At 53.5% G+C, this 16,281-nt stretch carries 12 protein-coding genes and 1 pseudogene; 8 read left to right on the plus strand and 5 right to left on the minus strand.

Features of this window, described 5'->3' with window-relative positions; all coding sequences use genetic code 11:
- Together aceE and aceF are read left to right on the plus strand one after the other, a co-directional pair.
- Nucleotides 1–712: pseudogene (gene aceE / locus ABYP39_RS11030) on the plus strand (pyruvate dehydrogenase (acetyl-transferring), homodimeric type); the annotation flags it as partial.
- Nucleotides 713–729: 17 nt separating this feature from the next.
- Nucleotides 730–2,373 (plus strand): dihydrolipoyllysine-residue acetyltransferase, encoded by a 1,644-nt coding sequence (gene aceF / locus ABYP39_RS11035; RefSeq protein WP_372782534.1) that lies wholly within the window; start codon nt 730–732, stop codon nt 2,371–2,373.
- A gap of 66 nt (nt 2,374–2,439) precedes the next feature.
- On the opposite strand, the gene aceK is transcribed toward aceF, so the two are convergent.
- The 4 genes from aceK to ABYP39_RS11055 form a co-directional block, all read right to left on the minus strand.
- Nucleotides 2,440–4,158 carry a bifunctional isocitrate dehydrogenase kinase/phosphatase gene (gene aceK / locus ABYP39_RS11040; RefSeq protein WP_372747388.1) on the minus strand — a complete coding sequence of 573 codons (1,719 nt, stop codon included), beginning with the start codon at nt 4,156–4,158 and terminating at the stop codon, nt 2,440–2,442.
- 128 nt (nt 4,159–4,286) lie between these two features.
- A complete protein-coding gene (locus tag ABYP39_RS11045) occupies nt 4,287–5,321 on the minus strand; it encodes an LLM class F420-dependent oxidoreductase (RefSeq protein WP_372747387.1) in 1,035 nt (344 codons plus the stop codon).
- A gap of 26 nt (nt 5,322–5,347) precedes the next feature.
- Nucleotides 5,348–5,857, minus strand: coding sequence for a ribonuclease E activity regulator RraA (rraA, locus tag ABYP39_RS11050; RefSeq protein WP_372782536.1), 510 nt, complete (start codon nt 5,855–5,857; stop codon nt 5,348–5,350).
- 118 nt (nt 5,858–5,975) lie between these two features.
- Entirely contained in the window at nt 5,976–7,574 is a 1,599-nt protein-coding gene (locus ABYP39_RS11055; RefSeq protein WP_372747385.1) for an isocitrate lyase, read from the minus strand.
- A gap of 383 nt (nt 7,575–7,957) precedes the next feature.
- Here ABYP39_RS11055 and ABYP39_RS11060 point away from each other — a divergent pair, with 383 nt between their 5' ends.
- Entirely contained in the window at nt 7,958–10,138 is a 2,181-nt protein-coding gene (locus tag ABYP39_RS11060) for a malate synthase G (protein WP_372747384.1), read from the plus strand.
- Nucleotides 10,139–10,289: 151 nt separating this feature from the next.
- On the plus strand, nt 10,290–11,246 hold the full coding sequence (locus tag ABYP39_RS11065; protein ID WP_372747383.1) for a LysR family transcriptional regulator: 957 nt from the start codon (nt 10,290–10,292) through the stop codon (nt 11,244–11,246).
- Here the strand turns inward: ABYP39_RS11065 and ABYP39_RS11070 are convergent.
- Nucleotides 11,236–11,874, minus strand: coding sequence for a TetR/AcrR family transcriptional regulator (locus tag ABYP39_RS11070; protein ID WP_372763784.1), 639 nt, complete (start codon nt 11,872–11,874; stop codon nt 11,236–11,238). The genes ABYP39_RS11065 and ABYP39_RS11070 overlap by 11 nt on opposite strands.
- 84 nt (nt 11,875–11,958) lie before the next feature.
- Between ABYP39_RS11070 and ABYP39_RS11075 the strand changes: the two genes are divergently transcribed.
- From ABYP39_RS11075 to ABYP39_RS11090, 4 genes are read left to right on the plus strand one after another with little or no spacing between them, the layout of a single operon-like run.
- A complete protein-coding gene (locus tag ABYP39_RS11075) occupies nt 11,959–12,921 on the plus strand; it encodes a Rieske 2Fe-2S domain-containing protein (protein WP_372763783.1) in 963 nt (320 codons plus the stop codon).
- Nucleotides 12,921–14,498: an AMP-binding protein gene (locus tag ABYP39_RS11080; protein WP_372782538.1), complete on the plus strand. Its 1,578-nt coding sequence runs from the start codon at nt 12,921–12,923 to the stop codon at nt 14,496–14,498. The genes ABYP39_RS11075 and ABYP39_RS11080 overlap by 1 nt, the downstream gene beginning before the upstream one ends.
- Complete coding sequence (locus tag ABYP39_RS11085; protein WP_372759544.1) at nt 14,498–15,745, plus strand: thiolase family protein; 1,248 nt, start codon at nt 14,498–14,500, stop codon at nt 15,743–15,745. The genes ABYP39_RS11080 and ABYP39_RS11085 overlap by 1 nt, the downstream gene beginning before the upstream one ends.
- Nucleotides 15,746–15,756: 11 nt before the next feature.
- Nucleotides 15,757–16,158, plus strand: coding sequence for a Zn-ribbon domain-containing OB-fold protein (locus tag ABYP39_RS11090; protein ID WP_372750063.1), 402 nt, complete (start codon nt 15,757–15,759; stop codon nt 16,156–16,158).
- The last annotated feature ends 123 nt before the right edge of the window (nt 16,159–16,281 follow it).

Raw genomic sequence — 16,281 nt, forward strand, 5'->3', positions numbered from 1 at the left:
CGTCCCCAACTGCGTGTCCTACGACCCGACCTACGCGCACGAGCTGACGGTCATTATTCAGGATGGTATGAAGCGGATGTATCACGACAAAGAAAATGTCTTCTACTACATCACGCTCATGAATGAAAACTATCATCATCCGGAGATGCCGCAAGGCTGTGAAGAGGGCATTATTCGAGGGTTGTATTTGCTGAGTGAGAGCCAGCAGAAGAAGCCAAAACATCGCGTTCAACTTATGGGTTCTGGAACGATTCTACGGGAAGTAGAGGCAGCGGTGGATATTCTCGCCGATTACGGTGTGGCTGCAGACGTGTGGAGCGCGACCAGTATCAATCAGCTGCAACGTAATGGCGCTGACTGTGAGCGTTATAACCTAATGCACCCGGACGACGAAGCGCAGGTGCCTTATGTGCAGCAGATGCTTGAGGGGCGTGATGGTCCGGTCATCTGCGCTACCGACTACATCAAATCCTACGGCGAGCAAATTCGGCCCTATATCAACAAGCGGCTTGTGGTGTTGGGTACCGACGGTTTTGGGCGATCAGATACCCGCGCAAAATTGCGTCACCACTTTGAAGTGGATCGTAATTTCATCGCGTTGGCAGCGCTGAAGGCATTGGCCGACGAGGGAGCGCTTGAGCGGTCGGTCGTTGGCAAAGCCATTCAGAAGCTGGGTATTAACCCGGATAAACCCAACCCACTGTACGCCTGAGCGTTAAGGATAGAATCGTGAGTAAAGAAACTATCAAGATTCCCGATATCGGCTCCGACACAGCAGAAGTCATTGAGATCAGCGTATCCGTGGGCGACGAGGTGGGGGTTGATGACTCGCTGGTGGTACTGGAATCGGACAAGGCTTCCATGGAAGTGCCGTGCCCGAAAGCGGGAAAAATTGTGGCCATATTGGTGAAAGAAGGGCAGAGCATTAGCGAAGGTGATGATCTGGTGGAGATTGACGTGGTGGGTGAGGACTCTTCGCCTGAGCCGCAGTCTGCCGCGCCAACGCAAGAAACTCAGGCTGAAAAGGAGAAAGAGACAGCGCCTGAAGCAGCGTCGAGTTCGGTCGAGCCAGCCCAATCGGCGGCAGGTCCGCAGACCGTCTCGGTGCCGGATATTGGCACCGAGGATGAGGTCGACGTGATTGAAGTCTGTGTCAGCGCAGGCGATGAAATCAGTGAAGGTGATTCACTGGTGGTGCTGGAGTCCGATAAAGCCTCAATGGAGATTCCATCGCCCTATAGCGGGACAGTTGAATCCGTTGCGTTGAAAGAGGGTGGCAAGGCGAAAAAAGGCGACCAGGTGCTGGTCATGCAGGTCGTTGGAGCCGATGTTGCGGCGGCTCAGCCTGCTGGCGAGAGTGAATCGCCAAGGCCCGCTGTAACGCCGGAATCTGCACCGGCTGAGAAAGCCAGCCAGTCTGCGACAAAGCCCGCTCCGGCCGAACAGGCGAACCGCAGTAGCGGTGCTGAGGTGTATGCGGGGCCGGCTGTACGCAAGCTGGCGCGGGAGTTCTCAATTGATCTCAAGGCCGTGACCGGCAGTGGCCCGAAAGGTCGCGTGGTAAAGGAAGATCTGCAGAACTACGTTAAAAACCTGGTGGAGAATAAAAGCCCTGTTGCCAACGGTGCGGCGGGTACGGGTATCCCTGCGGTACCGGAAGTCGATTACGCGCAGTTTGGTGATATCGAAACTGAGGCGGCCAGTAAGTTGCATAGACTCACCGCGGCCAACATGCATCGCAGCTGGCTGAATGTGCCGCATGTGACTCAGTGGGATGATGCTGACATCACAGATCTGGAGGCTTTTCGGAAAGGTCTGAAGGGTGAGGCTGAAAAGAAAGGCGTTAAAATGACGCCGTTGCCTTTCCTGCTCAAAGCATGCGCTGCAGCGCTCAAGGCCAACCCGAAATTTAATGCCTCGCTGGCTGATAACGGCGAAACCATCGTCTACAAGCAATATGTTCATATTGGTATTGCGGTCGATACGCCGGCTGGACTAGTGGTGCCCGTTGTTCGCAATGTTGATAAGAAGTCAATGTGGGAGCTTGCGGCAGAAACGGCGGAGCTGGCGGCGAAGGCAAAAGATCGTAAACTTAAGCCGCAGGATATGCAGGGCGGCTGTTTTACCATTTCCAGTCTGGGTAGTATTGGTGGTCTGGGTTTTACACCGATCGTGAATACGCCGGAAGTGGGAATTCTCGGGGTGTCAAAACTGACCGTGAAGCCGGTGTGGAATGGTAAAGAGTTTGTGCCTCGGGAGATGCTGCCGTTGTCGCTGTCCTATGATCATCGTGCTATCAATGGCGCTGACGCGGGGCGTTTCTTCAGTACCTTGAATGAGGTGCTGGGGGATATTCGGCGCTTGTTACTGTAAGCCCGTCTCCCGCAGGGAGAAAGGCGCGTAGTACCGATACACCCCCCTGCCGTGAGGGAGGGGGGGCTAACGAAGTTGAAAGCGCTGCTTGCGTCGATATGGGAACAGGTCCGGTACAAAACCGTTGCGAATCTTTTCCTGCAAATCCTGCCAGAATTCCGGGTCGTAAAGGTCGCTGTGCAGCTTATCAAAGACTTTTTTCGCCCGCTGATTGCCTGAGAAGAACAGGCGAAATTCTTCCGGGAATACGTCTTCCGGCTTTACCTCGTACCAGGGTTGGGTCGCCATAGCCTGTTCGTCGTTTTGGGGCTCTGGCAATGAGCGGAAGTTGCAATCCAGTAGAGGGCAGATTTCGTCGTAGTCGTAAAATACAACCCGGCCATGACGAGTAACCCCGAAATTTTTCAGCAGCATATCACCGGGAAAAATGTTGTTGGAGGCCAGCTGTTTGATGGCATTGCCGTATTCATCCATCACGCTGTACAGTTGTTCTTCATCGCAGTCTTTCAGGTATAGGTTGAGCGGTATCATTTTGCGCTCGACGTATACGTGCTTGAATACCAACGCGTTACCACTTTCCACAATTTTTGAAGGCGCTTCTTTTTCCAGCTCTGCCATCAACTCATCTGAGAATCTACGCCGGTCAAACGCGAGATTGTTAAACTCCTGTGTATCGGCCATACGTCCACCACGATCCCAGCGTTTTACCAGGCTATAACAAGCCTTTACATGCTCCTGGGTCATTTCCTTGGGCGGGGTAAAGCGATCCTTGATGACTTTGTAAACGTAGTCGAAATCCGGCCGGGTAAACACTAGCATCACCATCCCTTTGATGCCCGGTGCGATGATGTATGGCGCGGTGCTATTGAGGGTGTCATCTACGGCAAATCGAAAGAATTCCGTTTTGCCGTGTTTGGGCATCCCCATGGCGTTGTACAGCTCGAATACTTCCTTGTGCGGCATAAGCTTGTGCAGGAAGGCCACATATTCCGATGGGATAGACGCATCCACCATAAAGTAGCTGCGGCTGAAGCTGAATACGATACTGATGTCGTCGGGGTCGTAGAGTAGGGTGTCTATGTAGACAGATCCCTTGCCTGTGTTTTGTATCGGTAGCACAAAAGGCAGGGTGACGTCGCCGCAGACAATACGGCCGACGAGGTAAGCGGCTTTGTTGCGGAAGAAAAGTGATTCCAGTGTTTCAGCTCGAGCGCGGTGGTTCTTGGTATCGAGCTTTGGCAGCAGCTCGCGATTGACCACATCCATGATAAAACCGATATCCCGCTCTTGGTCTTCCCAAGGCACGTTGAAGTGGCAATTATCCAGCATTTCTCTAACCACGTCGGTGCCATCGCCGCGAAACGGGTATACATGAATAATGCGCTCGCTACCCTCGGGTTTATAACCGTGTGGCGCAGACACAAACGCATGTTGTTCGCGTACCTTTTCGTGTTTGAAAATGTAGCAGTAAATCGAGTTGAAAAACGATTGGGCAATTTCAAAGTTGGGGTGATGCTGGATTAACTCGGAATACTCGGCTTTGGCGACTTCCCAGTTGTCTCGGTCGTAGATGCCACCGGCGGTTATGGTGGTCACGGCTTCGGCGACAATTTTCCGCTTTTGCTTCCACAGCTCCAGCCGGTCGCGCATGGCGATCTGGGCGGCTTGCCAATCGGCAGCCTCAAAGCGCGCCTGAGCGCCGAGGGTGATGTTCTTGTATTCGGCGAAAAAGGCATCGAAGCCATTAAGAATGGCAAGAGCGAGACGACGGGTAACAGTGGTCACGGGCGGGACAACTCCACAAGCAAAAAAGGGATGATAGCGACTGTGGGCGGTGTTGCGAAGGACTTTGCCTGCAAAGGTCTCCTGCGGCGGTACCGCAGGGGACCATATCTGTAGGCGAAGTGATGGGCTTACAGCAGGGCGTCAGCCAATATAGGCAGTACTTCAGGCTGCTGGGCATTGATCAGCATGGTGCCAATCTCACCGCGTGCGCCGGCTGCTTTCCAGTCTTGGGCGCGTTCGCGAATGCGGGCTTCTGGGCCAACCAGGGCAATATCGTCCACCAACTGATCAGGTACGGCTGCTCTGGCGTCGTCTTTCTTGCCAGCCAGGTACAGGTCCTGGATTTTTTCGGCCGCGTCGCCGTAGCCAAGACGTGTTGCGTAGTCTGTGTAGAAGTTCTTGCCCTTGGCGCCCATGCCGCCGATATACAGGGCGAGAAAATCTTTGATGAAGTAGCGACAACCGTCCAAATTGTCGTCCATAACCACGGGTACGCTAGGCGCAACATCAAAGTTGGCCATACTGCGGCCACTTTTTTCAAAGCCGCGATCCAGGTCTTTCTTCAATACGTCGAATTTCTCGGGAATCATGAACACCGGGAATACGCCGTCAGCCACTTCAGCAGAATTGGCCAGGCCCGCCGGGGTGATGGAAGCTAGGTAAATGGGGATGTTGGTATTGCCGTGGAGTATGGATTTCAGCGGCTTGCCAAGACCGGTAGTGCCTTCGCCTTTGATCGGCATCTGATACATCTTGCCGTCGAACTCCACCGGTGCTTCGCGCGCAAAGATCTTACGCATGATCTGAATGTACTCTTTGGCGCGGGTGACCGGCTTGCCGTAGGGTACGCCATGCCAACCTTCAACGACCTGTGGGCCGGAAGCGCCCAAACCAACCAGAAAACGGCCGTTAGACAGATGATCCAGGGTATTGGCGGTCATGGCTGCCATGGCGGGGGTACGCGCCGGCATTTGCATAATGCAGGTGCCTACTTTGATTTTATCCGTTTGCGCCAGAATCCAGGCTGCAGGGCTTACGGCATCAGAGCCATAGGCTTCAGCTGTCCAGACCGAATCAAAGCCCAGCGATTCGGCTTTTTTGATTAGATCCATTGGGATAGTAAGTTTTTTGCCGGAATAGCCCAGCATCATTCCGAGTTTCATAGATTCTCCTTGTGGTCTGGAAGCGATCAGCCTTCGTCACCCAGATCAGTCAATGTTAGCGCGTCGTCCGATACGATAACACCGGTGCGGTCGGCGTAGATATAGTTGCCCGGCTGAATGCTCAGTCCGGCAAATTGCAGATTGACGCCCGTACGCCCTTCGCCGCGCTTTTCTGTTTTGCGTGGGATGCTGCCCAAGGCCATAACGCCGATGTTCATGTCCGCGATTTCTTCGAGATCGCGAATATAGCCATACACAATAATGCCTTTCCAGCCATTGTCCAGCGCCATGCGCGCCAACTTATCGCCGAGTAGGGAGCGGCGTGGCGATGCGCCACCATCTACCACGAGTACTTTGCCGTCGCCGTTTGTGCGCAGCGATTCGCCTACTTTGGAGTTGTCTTCAAAGCATTTGACGGTAGCAATTTCACCGTGGAAGTTTTCACTTCCGCCAAAGTGGCGGAACACTGGCTCTGCAACCTGAACCTTGTCGCCGTAGGCGTCGCAAAGATCAGGGGTGGAAATTCGTGATGTCATAGTGCCTCCTTGAGAGTGTCATCCTTAAACCGTATGTCTAATCCCTTAAACCAAAAAAGGGGCGACATCGCTGCCGCCCCTTTTTACACACTTGTTTAGCGTGAGAACCTCGTTCTCATTAGCCAAACTGGTTCATGGTGTTGTCTTTACCACCAGCTTTCAGAGCGGCGTCACCAGCAAAGTATTCTTTGTGGTCGTCACCGATGTTAGAGCCAGCCATATCCTGGTGCTTAACAGTGGCGATGCCCTGACGGATCTCTTTGCGCTGAACACCAGCAACGTATGCCAGCATACCTTCGTCACCGAAGTAGCCTTTGGCCAGGTTGTCAGTAGACAGAGCCGCAGTGTGGTAAGTCGGCAGAGTGATCAGGTGGTGGAATACACCGGCTTCACGCGACGCGTCGCGCTGGAAGTTCTGGCACCACTCGTCGGCCAATTTGCCCAGCTCGGTGTCGTCGTATTTCTCGTTCATCAGGCCGGCGCGGTCGTAGGCAGAAACGTCTTTGCCTTCTTTTTCCCAAGCATCGAATACCTGCTGGCGGAAGTTCAGCGTCCAGTTGAACGATGGGCTGTTGTTGTAAACCAGCTTGGCGTTGGGAACAACTTCTTTGATGCGGTTTACCATGCCAGCGATCTGACCGACGTGAGGCTTCTCGGTTTCGATCCACAGCAGGTCAGCACCGTTTTGCAGGCTGGTGATACAGTCCAGAACCACGCGGTCTTCGCCAGTGCCGGCTTTAAACTGGAACAGGCCAGAGCGCAGGCGCTTGGGCTTGAGCAGTTTGCCGTTGGATTTGATGACAACGTCGCCGTTCTCGATTTGGTCGGCAGAGTCGATGTATTCGCCATCGAGGAAGGCGTTGTACTGGTCGCCAAGGTCGCCCGGCTCAGTAGTAACGGCGATCTGCTTGGTCAGGCCTGCGCCCAGAGAGTCGGTACGGGCAACGATAACACCGTCGTCAATACCCAGCTCGAGGAAGGCGTAACGGCAGGCGCGAATTTTCGCGAGGAAATCTTCGTGCGGCACAGTGACTTTACCGTCCTGGTGACCACACTGCTTCTCGTCAGATACCTGGTTTTCGATCTGGATACAGCAGGCGCCTGCTTCGATCAGTTTCTTGGCCAGCAGGTAAGTTGCTTCTGCGTTACCGAAGCCAGCGTCGATGTCAGCAATAATCGGCACAACATGAGTTTCATAGTTGTCGATTTTGTCGATGATTTCGTTTTCTTTGGCGCTGTCACCAGCTTCGCGAGCGTCGTCCAGAGCGCGGAACAGGTGGTTCAGTTCCCAAGCGTCAGCTTGCTTCAGGAAGGTGTACAGTTCACGGATCAGGTCAGCAACGACAGTCTTCTCGTGCATAGACTGGTCGGGCAGGGGACCAAATTCGCTGCGCAGCGCTGCGACCATCCAGCCAGACAGGTAGAGGTAGCGCTTGTCTGTTTTGCCGAAGTGCTTTTTGATTGAGATCAGCTTTTGCTGACCGATAAAGCCGTGCCAGCAGCCCAGAGACTGGGTGTACTTGCTGCTGTCCGCATCGTACTCGGCCATGTCCTTGCGCATGATGCCAGCGTTGTACTTGGCAATGTCCAGGTGGGTATTGAAACGATTCTGGAGCTTCATGCGAGCCGCGTATTCGGGCTGGATGTCGCGCCAGGAATCACCCATCTGCTCGCGCAGTTTGGCGATGTGTTCGATAGTAGAGCGATAATCAGACATATTCGATCCCTTCTAGTGTCGAAAGTGGAGTGGTCGGATGCCATGTATTCTAGGGTCGGGCTGTTAATTTATCTAATTTATAGACTCTATAGCGAGTATTTTCTATATTAATAAATTGTTTCTCATCATTCAGGAGAATTACTGCCAACAAAAAGTATTGTAGACAGAGATATAGCGTCTATAAATGAAAGGCGTGAGAGTAATCTCGGTAGTATTGTTTATTTTTCAAATGAATTGCGCGGATAATATGGATTAATTTGCGAAATTATCCTGCCCTCGCTAAGATTCGGCCAAAGCGGTAGTGCAATCAGCGGTTTCCCTGTAGACGCAGGGTCACAGTAGCGAAGCACCTTTACGAACAGACCTGTATATAAGGAGCAAGCATGTCTTCAACCTCCACCAAGCGTATAGAACATAGCGGACTGCAGATTGCAGAGGTGCTATATCGCCTGGTCAATGAAGAAATTGCACCGGGTACTGGCATAGAGCCGGATCATTTCTGGTCTGAATTTGCCGCCATCCTTAAAGACCTTGCGCCCAAGAATAAGCGCTTGCTAGCTGCGCGCGACGAAATGCAGGCCACTATAGATAGCTGGCATCGGGAAAATCCGACCTTTGATGCAGATAAATACCGCAGCTTTCTTGAAGATCTGGGCTACCTCCTGCCAGAGCCTGCAAACGTAGAGGTAAGCACCTCAAACGTTGATGCCGAGATAGCAACATTGGCCGGGCCGCAGCTGGTTGTGCCGGTCATGAATGCTCGCTACGCCCTGAATGCAGCCAATGCGCGTTGGGGTAGCCTCTACGACGCCCTCTACGGCACCGATGTGATTCCCGAAGATAATGGCGCCGATAAAGGCAAGGGTTACAACCCCGTGCGCGGGGAAAAGGTTATTGCCTACGCCCGTAAGTTTCTCGATACGCACACCCCGCTGGCCAGCGGTTCACATGCTGATGCCACCCGTTACGCGGTTGTTGACGGTGAGCTGGCGGTCAGTCTTAAAGACGGCACTACGCAGGCGCTTGCCAACAAAGAGCAATTTGTGGGTTACGTTGGTGATCTGAGCAAGCCTAGCAACATTTTGTTGGTGAACAACGGCCTGCATATCGATATTCAAGTTGATGCGGAACACCCCATCGGCAAAACCGATCCAGCCAATGTAAAAGACGTTGTGCTGGAAGCCGCGCTGACCACCATTCAGGATTGTGAAGATTCCGTCGCCGCTGTTGATGCTGAAGATAAAGTGGTCGTTTACAGCAACTGGCTGGGTCTGATGAAAGGTGACCTACAGGAATCGCTGGAGAAGGGCGGCAAAACCATTACCCGTCGTCTGGTTGATGATCGAGTATTTACTGCCAAAGATGGCTCCAAGCTGACGCTCCACGGCCGCAGTTTGCTGCTGGTGCGCAATGTGGGTCATTTAATGACCAACGAAGCGATTCTCGATGCCGACGGCAATGAAGTGCCTGAAGGCATCATGGACGGCATGGTTACCGCGCTGGCGTCCATGCATGACCTCAAGCAGACCGGTACATTGCGCAATTCCCGTGAGGGCAGCGTCTATATCGTTAAACCGAAAATGCACGGTCCAGATGAAGTGGCCTTTGCCTGCGAGCTGTTTGATCGGATTGAAGATGCATTGGGCCTGGCCCGCAATACACTGAAAATCGGCATTATGGACGAGGAGCGGCGCACTACGGTCAACCTCAAAGCCTGTATTGCGATGGCGAAAGAGCGCGTCATTTTCATTAACACTGGTTTCCTTGACCGCACAGGTGATGAGATTCACACCAGCATGGAAGCCGGCGCTTTCGTGCGCAAGGCGGATATGAAGCAGCAGGCCTGGATCAAGGCCTACGAAGACTGGAACGTGGATATTGGTCTGGAGTGTGGCCTGTCTGGCAAAGCTCAAATTGGTAAGGGTATGTGGGCTATGCCTGACGAGATGGCCCAGATGATGGATGCCAAAGTCGGCCACCCGAAGGCGGGTGCCAACTGTGCCTGGGTGCCTTCGCCGACAGCCGCAACGCTGCATGTGATGCACTACCACCAAGTGAATGTGGCCGACGTCCAGAAACAACTGGCCGAGCGCCAGCGGGCCGCACTGGAAGACATTCTGACAATTCCGCTTGCCAAGGAAACCAATTGGAGTGCCGAGGAAATCCAAAGTGAGTTGGATAACAATGCGCAAGGTATTCTCGGTTATGTAGTGCGCTGGATCGATGCTGGCGTCGGTTGCTCAAAAGTACCTGACATCAACGACGTTGGTCTGATGGAAGATCGAGCCACCCTACGTATTTCCAGTCAGCATATTGCCAACTGGCTGCGCCACGGGATCTGCACCGAAGAGCAGGTTATGGAAACCCTGAAGCGTATGGCTGAGGTAGTGGATCGTCAGAATGCAGGTGATCCTGACTACGTGAATATGGCGCCAAACTTTGATGACAACGTTGCTTTCCAGGCCGCGTGTGACCTCGTTTTCAAGGGCACCGAGCAGCCCAGTGGCTACACCGAGCCGGTACTGCACGCCCGACGCCGTGAGCTTAAGGCAAAACGCGCGTAAGCGTTTTGCCTAACCGACTTCATACCTGTCAGTGTGAGGCTTGCCCGGCAATTTGCCGGGCTTTTTTTAGATTTTCCAATTATTTCTATTGTATGACGCTTCTGGTTTAATGATTTTCAAAAATTATTAGCATCATCGAGGCATTACCCTTATGAATCTGTCCCGCGTCGATCTCAATTTGCTGGTCTATCTGGATGTCCTGCTGCGCGAAAAGAACGTAACACGTGCGGCAGAGCAGTTGGGTATTACTCAGCCGGCTCTGAGCAATGGTCTACGTCGATTGCGGGAGCTGTTTGGCGACCCGCTGCTGGTGCGAACCAGCGAAGGCATGACGCCAACCGAACGCGCCAACGAATTGCAGCCCCAGGTGCGCGGCATATTGGCTTCGGTAGAAAAAGCCGTGTTGCCGGTGGCCGAGTTTGATGCAGGAACCAGCGCCCGGGTATTTCGCATCATGGCTACCGACTATGCGGAATCAACTCTTTTGGCGCCTCTGCTCAATAAGCTCCGTGAAACGGCGCCTGATATTACGCTGGATATCCTCACGCCCAGTGATGTGTCCTTTCAGGATCTGGAACAGGGCAAAATTGATATGGCGATCAATCGCTTCGATCAGTTGCCCCAATCCTTCCATCAAGCCACCGTATGGCGCGACAGTTTTTCGTGCCTGATGAGCGCTGACAATCCGGTGCTGGAAAACTTCACGCTTGAGAGCTATCTCGAGGCCAGTCATATCTGGGTAAGCAAAACCGGTATGGGTGTTGGACGTGGTATGAGCACAAAAGATCCGCAGCGTCTGGGCTGGGTTGATGAAGCCCTGGGTGAGTCGGGCCATACGCGTCGTATCCGTCTTTTTACTCGTCACTATCAGGTTGCTGCGCTGCTTGCCGGGCAACCGGACCTGATTGCCACGCTGCCCACGCAGGTGGCATTGCTCAATGCCAACGACCCGCGCCTGGCCATCCGCAAACCGCCGTTCATGATCATTCCTATTGAACTGAAAATCGCCTGGAGTCCGCTGTTGCAGCATGATCCCGGACATATCTGGCTGCGCCGCGAAATTGTTGACCTTGGGCAGCGGATTATTCAGGAGTCTCCTAACCGCTGAATACCATTGCCAGCAGATAGTCGATAAAGGCTTCTTTGCTGTGGTCGGCCAGCGGGTGAATTCCGGCAGAATCTTTACCGGTAACCAGTGCCAGTGAGCGGTCCATCAGTGGTCCCAGAGTCACGAACGACACCATCACGCTGGCCAGTATGTCGCGCAGAACCGTTTTTTGTATCCGGTGGATTATGGTTGGGTCGTCCAGCGCAATATTAATGGCCGAGCCGGGCACAAAGTGGCGCGCCAGCCATTCCATTCGAGGCCCTTCACTACTGCCTTCGCGCAGTAATATCTGGCCGTAAGCCGGCACTTCAACTAGTGCGTCGATAAAGGCGCTCATCAGATAGCGGATCCTCGCGCGGTCGTCGCGCAGGCTTTGTGTTTCAGGTTGATACCGAGTCTCAAAGCACAGGGTAAAGCGCTGCTCCACGGTTTCTGCAGCGAGTTTCCACAACGTTTCCTTGTTTTTGAAGTGATACAGGATCAACGGCCTATCCGCGCCGCAGCGCTGGGTGATTTCCCGGAAATTGGTGCCGTCATAGCCGAGACTGGCAAAGCATTCCACGGCGGCGCCAAGAATGGCCTGGCGGGTGGCCTCCTTCTGGCGTTCGCGTTTGCTGGGTAGGGTCATGAAACATTACCGACTATTCATTGACAGACATGTTAGCATAACCTACTGTCACTGACAGTTGTGTCAGCAAATAGAGTCAGGATCATGAGTCAGTTATTAGCCCGAGAAAAGCGATTTCCCTTTCCCATTCCTTATGGCTGGTTCCATGTGGGGCTGGACAATGAAGTTGCGCCCGGAGAGATCAAGCCCGTGCGCTATTTTGGACAAGAGCTTGTATTGTGGCGCTCAGAGTCGGGTGACCTGCATTTGCAGGATGCCTACTGCCCGCATTTGGGCGCCAATTTTGGTGCCGGTGGCGAAGTGGTTGGCGACGGCATCAAGTGTCCCTTTCATCATTGGGTGTTCAATGGTGAGGGTAGGGTGATTGAGATTCCTTATGCCAAACGTCTGAATGAAAAGGCTTGTGTGCGGACTTATCCCTTGGCTGTGCGCCACGGCATTGTCATGGCTTGGTATCATCCGCAGGGCATAGCACCTCTGTATGAGCTCCCCTTTGTCGCGGAGTTGGATGATCCCGACTATGTCACACCGCTTACCACGGTTCACACCATAAAAACCTGCATCCAGGAGATGGGCGAGAATACCGCCGATGGTGCCCACTTTGTCACGGTTCATGGGCATCCCGGCTCGGCAGAATATGGCAATTTTGAATTCCGCGATCATTTTATGATTATGGAAAGCTCGCAGGTTTTTCCAAGCTCCGGTGGGCCCGTGGAAGGTACTCTTAAATCGACCAGTGTCGGTTTTGGTTGGGCAGAAGTGCGCTATCAGACGTTGATTGATGTGTGCATGCTAACGACGAATGTACCGGTAGATGAGGAAACCGTGATGCAATACTTCCACGTATCCTATAAAAACCCGGAGCGCGACCCGAAAATAGATCGCATTGGCGCAGCGTTTAACAAGGAAGTTAACCGTCAGCTTACCGACGATGCGTTTATCTGGGAAAACAAGCGCTATGAACCGTCGCCGAAATTATGTGATGGCGATGGTCCGATCGCTCGCTATCGCAAGTGGGCGCAACAGTTTTACGCGGAGGGCGTTTAATGGCGGCCCTGGATTTTGATCGGCACGAAAACCGTGTGCTCTCGACGATACTCGCCCACTACGCTGAAACCCGGCCAGACGCGGTCTTTTTGCAAGCCGATGAGCGCTGTTTAAGTTACGCCGAGGTGTACGCTCAGGCGCAATGCTACGCAGCAGGCCTGCAGACTATGGGGTTAAATCAGGGGGACCGGCTCTGTCTCTACATGGGGTCCAGCCCGGAGTTTATACTGCTGGCCTTCGCAGCTAACCTGATCGGCGTGCACTGGATTCCAGTGAATACAGATTACCGGGGCGCTTGGCTACGCGACACCCTGAACGATAGTCAGCCAAAGCTGGTGATAACCGATGCAGGCTTTAATGCACGACTGGCTGAAATCGATATTGAGCCGGATGTGAGCGTACGCGTACTCGGCGACAACGACGCCGATTTGTTTGGTGATGTCAGTGCACTGCACGTTCCGGCGATTCATTACGGCGATACCGCATCTATCATGTGGACCTCCGGTACCACGGGGAAATCGAAGGGTGTTATGCAAAGTCATAATGCCTGGGTGCGCAGTGCGCTCAGCGCCGCGCAGATGGGAGGCGTTACCGACGGTGATGTGGCATACAATTGCCTGCCGCTTTACAACTCGGCCGCGTGGGTAACAGGTATTTACCCAGCCCTTGTAACCGGCACAACCTGCGCACTCGATCCGGTATTTTCCGCATCGACCTTCTGGGATCGAACCCGTTATTACAACGCCAGTCACGTCTTTACCCTTGGCGCGATGCATATGTTTCTATGGGCCGCGCCTGCACTCGAGAGTGATAGAGACAATCCGGTGCGCAGTGCGCAGATGGTTCCTATGCCCGATGCGATCCGTGAGCCTTTCAAAGAGCGTTTTGGTATTGATGCAATACACCAGGGCTTTGGGCAGAGTGAAATCATGCTGTTGATGCGCCGGTTTGATGATGGCAATAAAATCTGGCCGCCAAACTCTCTGGGAACGCCAGCCGCAGATATCGACGTGGCCTTGCTGGACGAAAATGATCAACCCGTGCCGGCAGGTCAGCCCGGCGAAGTCTGTATTCGCGAGAAATCCCCCCACGTGTTGTTCAATGGCTATTTTAATAACGCGGCTGCAACCCGCGAAGCCTTTCGCAACGATTGGTATCACACTGGCGACCTGCTGCGCCAGGATGACGAGGGCCACTACTATTTTGTCGACCGTAAAAAGGATCTGATTCGTTACAAAGGTCGCAGCGTGTCGTCGGTAGCGATCGAGGCTATTGCTAGCAATCACCCGGCAATTAGCAGTGTTGCGGTGTTTGGTGTCCCGTCCCGAGAACTCGAATCCGAACACGAAATTATGTTGGTAGCTATTCTGGAAACCGGACAGACGGTAAGCGAAGAAGAACTGGCCCGCTTTATAAACCAGAACGCACCGTACTTTTTTGTGCCGCGCTATATCGAATTTGTCAGCGAGTTGCCAATGACACCAACCCAGAAAGTACAGAAAAACAAATTGCGTGAACGGGGGCTAACTCCCAGTACCTGGGATGCAAAAGCGGCGGGCTTCGAGGTGGAGCGCTAATGGCACAGACAATATCCCAGCTGAAACAGAGATCTGGTAGCTTTGATTGGGGGCACAGTGTTGAGCTGGACGATGTGCGTGGTGAAGTTGCCATTGTTGGTATTGGCGAGACCGAATACAGCGGCCCCTCAGACCGGAATGCAAAAGATATGGCGTTGGCAGCCGTTGCTGCAGCAATAGCGGACGCGGGGCTTAAGCCGCAGGATATTGATGGCTTGATGATCAGCCCCGGTATTAGTGATCAGCTCACCCCTGAGGATTTTCGTCAGCACTTTCAGGTAACGCAGGATATCTGGTTTTCACAGGAGGGCGGCGCAATGATCTGGGGCGCGACCTGCGCTCATACCGCAGCGCATGCTATTCGTGCCCGTAAAGCTAGAAATATTGTGAATGTGTTTGCGGTGGATTGGGCAACAGCGCGTGCCAGAGGAACGGGAACCCCCGGTGACTGGCACGCTAGCGAGCCGATGAAGGCGGGTTTTGAGCTGCCCTATGGCTGGTTTCCCCAGCCGCTGTATTTTGCGACATTTATGCACCGACACATGCACGAATTTGGCACCACGGATGAACAGTTAGCCCAGCTGCCGCTAACCTTTCGTCGTCATGCTAATACCCATGATGGTGCGGTAATGAACGCGCGCACGATGTCGCTGGAGGAGTATCTGGCCCGTCCCATGCTTGCCGACCCCTTTCGGGTTGAAGACTGCTGTCTGATCTCGGATGGTGCTGGTGCTTTCGTCATGTGTGCGGCCGAACGGGCAAAAGATTTTCCGCACCCACAGGTGGTTGTTGAAGGGGTAGGCCGGGGCTGTATTGATGGAGCGCCTTATATCAGCCAACAAAAAAAGCTTACCGCAACGCCACAGACCTTTGCCGCCCCCTGGGCTTATGCCATGGCAGATTGTTCAGCGCAGGATCTCGATGTAATTGCGGTTTACGACTGTTTTTCTGGCACCGCTCTTATGCAGATAGAGGATATGGGTTTTTGCGAGAAAGGCGAAGGGGGAGCCTTTGTTGAAGGCAACCGGCTACATGCCAGTCGTCCGCGGAGCCAGGGTGGAATTCCCTGCAATACTCACGGCGGTCTGCTGTCTCATGCTTATGTACTGGGAATAGCCCACGTAATCGAACTTGTCCGACAGTTGCGCGGTACGGCCCAGAATCAGGTGGATGATGTGCAATTGGCAGCATATGCCGGTTTTACGGCTGACGAAGGGGCGACAATGATTTTGAGTAACCGCTGCTGAAGGACGACTACATGGACTGGAATGATCCCTTGATTGCGCCGTTTTGGGCGGCGAGTGAACGCGAACAGCTGGTGACCTGTTGTTGCAAAAATTGCGCGCTGGATATCTGGTACCCGGAAAATCAGTGTTCTCAGTGCGGTGGCAACACCACGTGGCGGGAGTTGGGCAAGAGCGCCCGGTTACTGTCCTGGACAACGGTTCGCCGACAGATTAATGGCGCCTTTGAGGTGCCATATACGCCAGCGATTGTTGTACCTGACGACGCACCTACCGTTCAGCTCGTTACGCAGTTGTTTTTATCGGAAGGCCAGACGCCGTATTGTGATATGCCACTGGAATTGATTTTTCGAACATTAAAACCCTTGCAGGGCGAACCGTTTATAGCGCCGGTTTACAGGGAGTATCGCACATGAATTTTCAGGTTAGTCCGTTATCTGAGGCGCTGGGCGTAAGAATAGATGATTTTGATTTTGCCGCTGACCTGAGTCGTTCTGAACGTGAAAAACTCACAGCCTTGTGGCTAGAGCATGGCATGC

It is taken from the genome of Litorivivens sp. (assembly GCF_041625495.1).
Classification (GTDB): Bacteria; Pseudomonadota; Gammaproteobacteria; order Pseudomonadales; family Spongiibacteraceae; genus Litorivivens.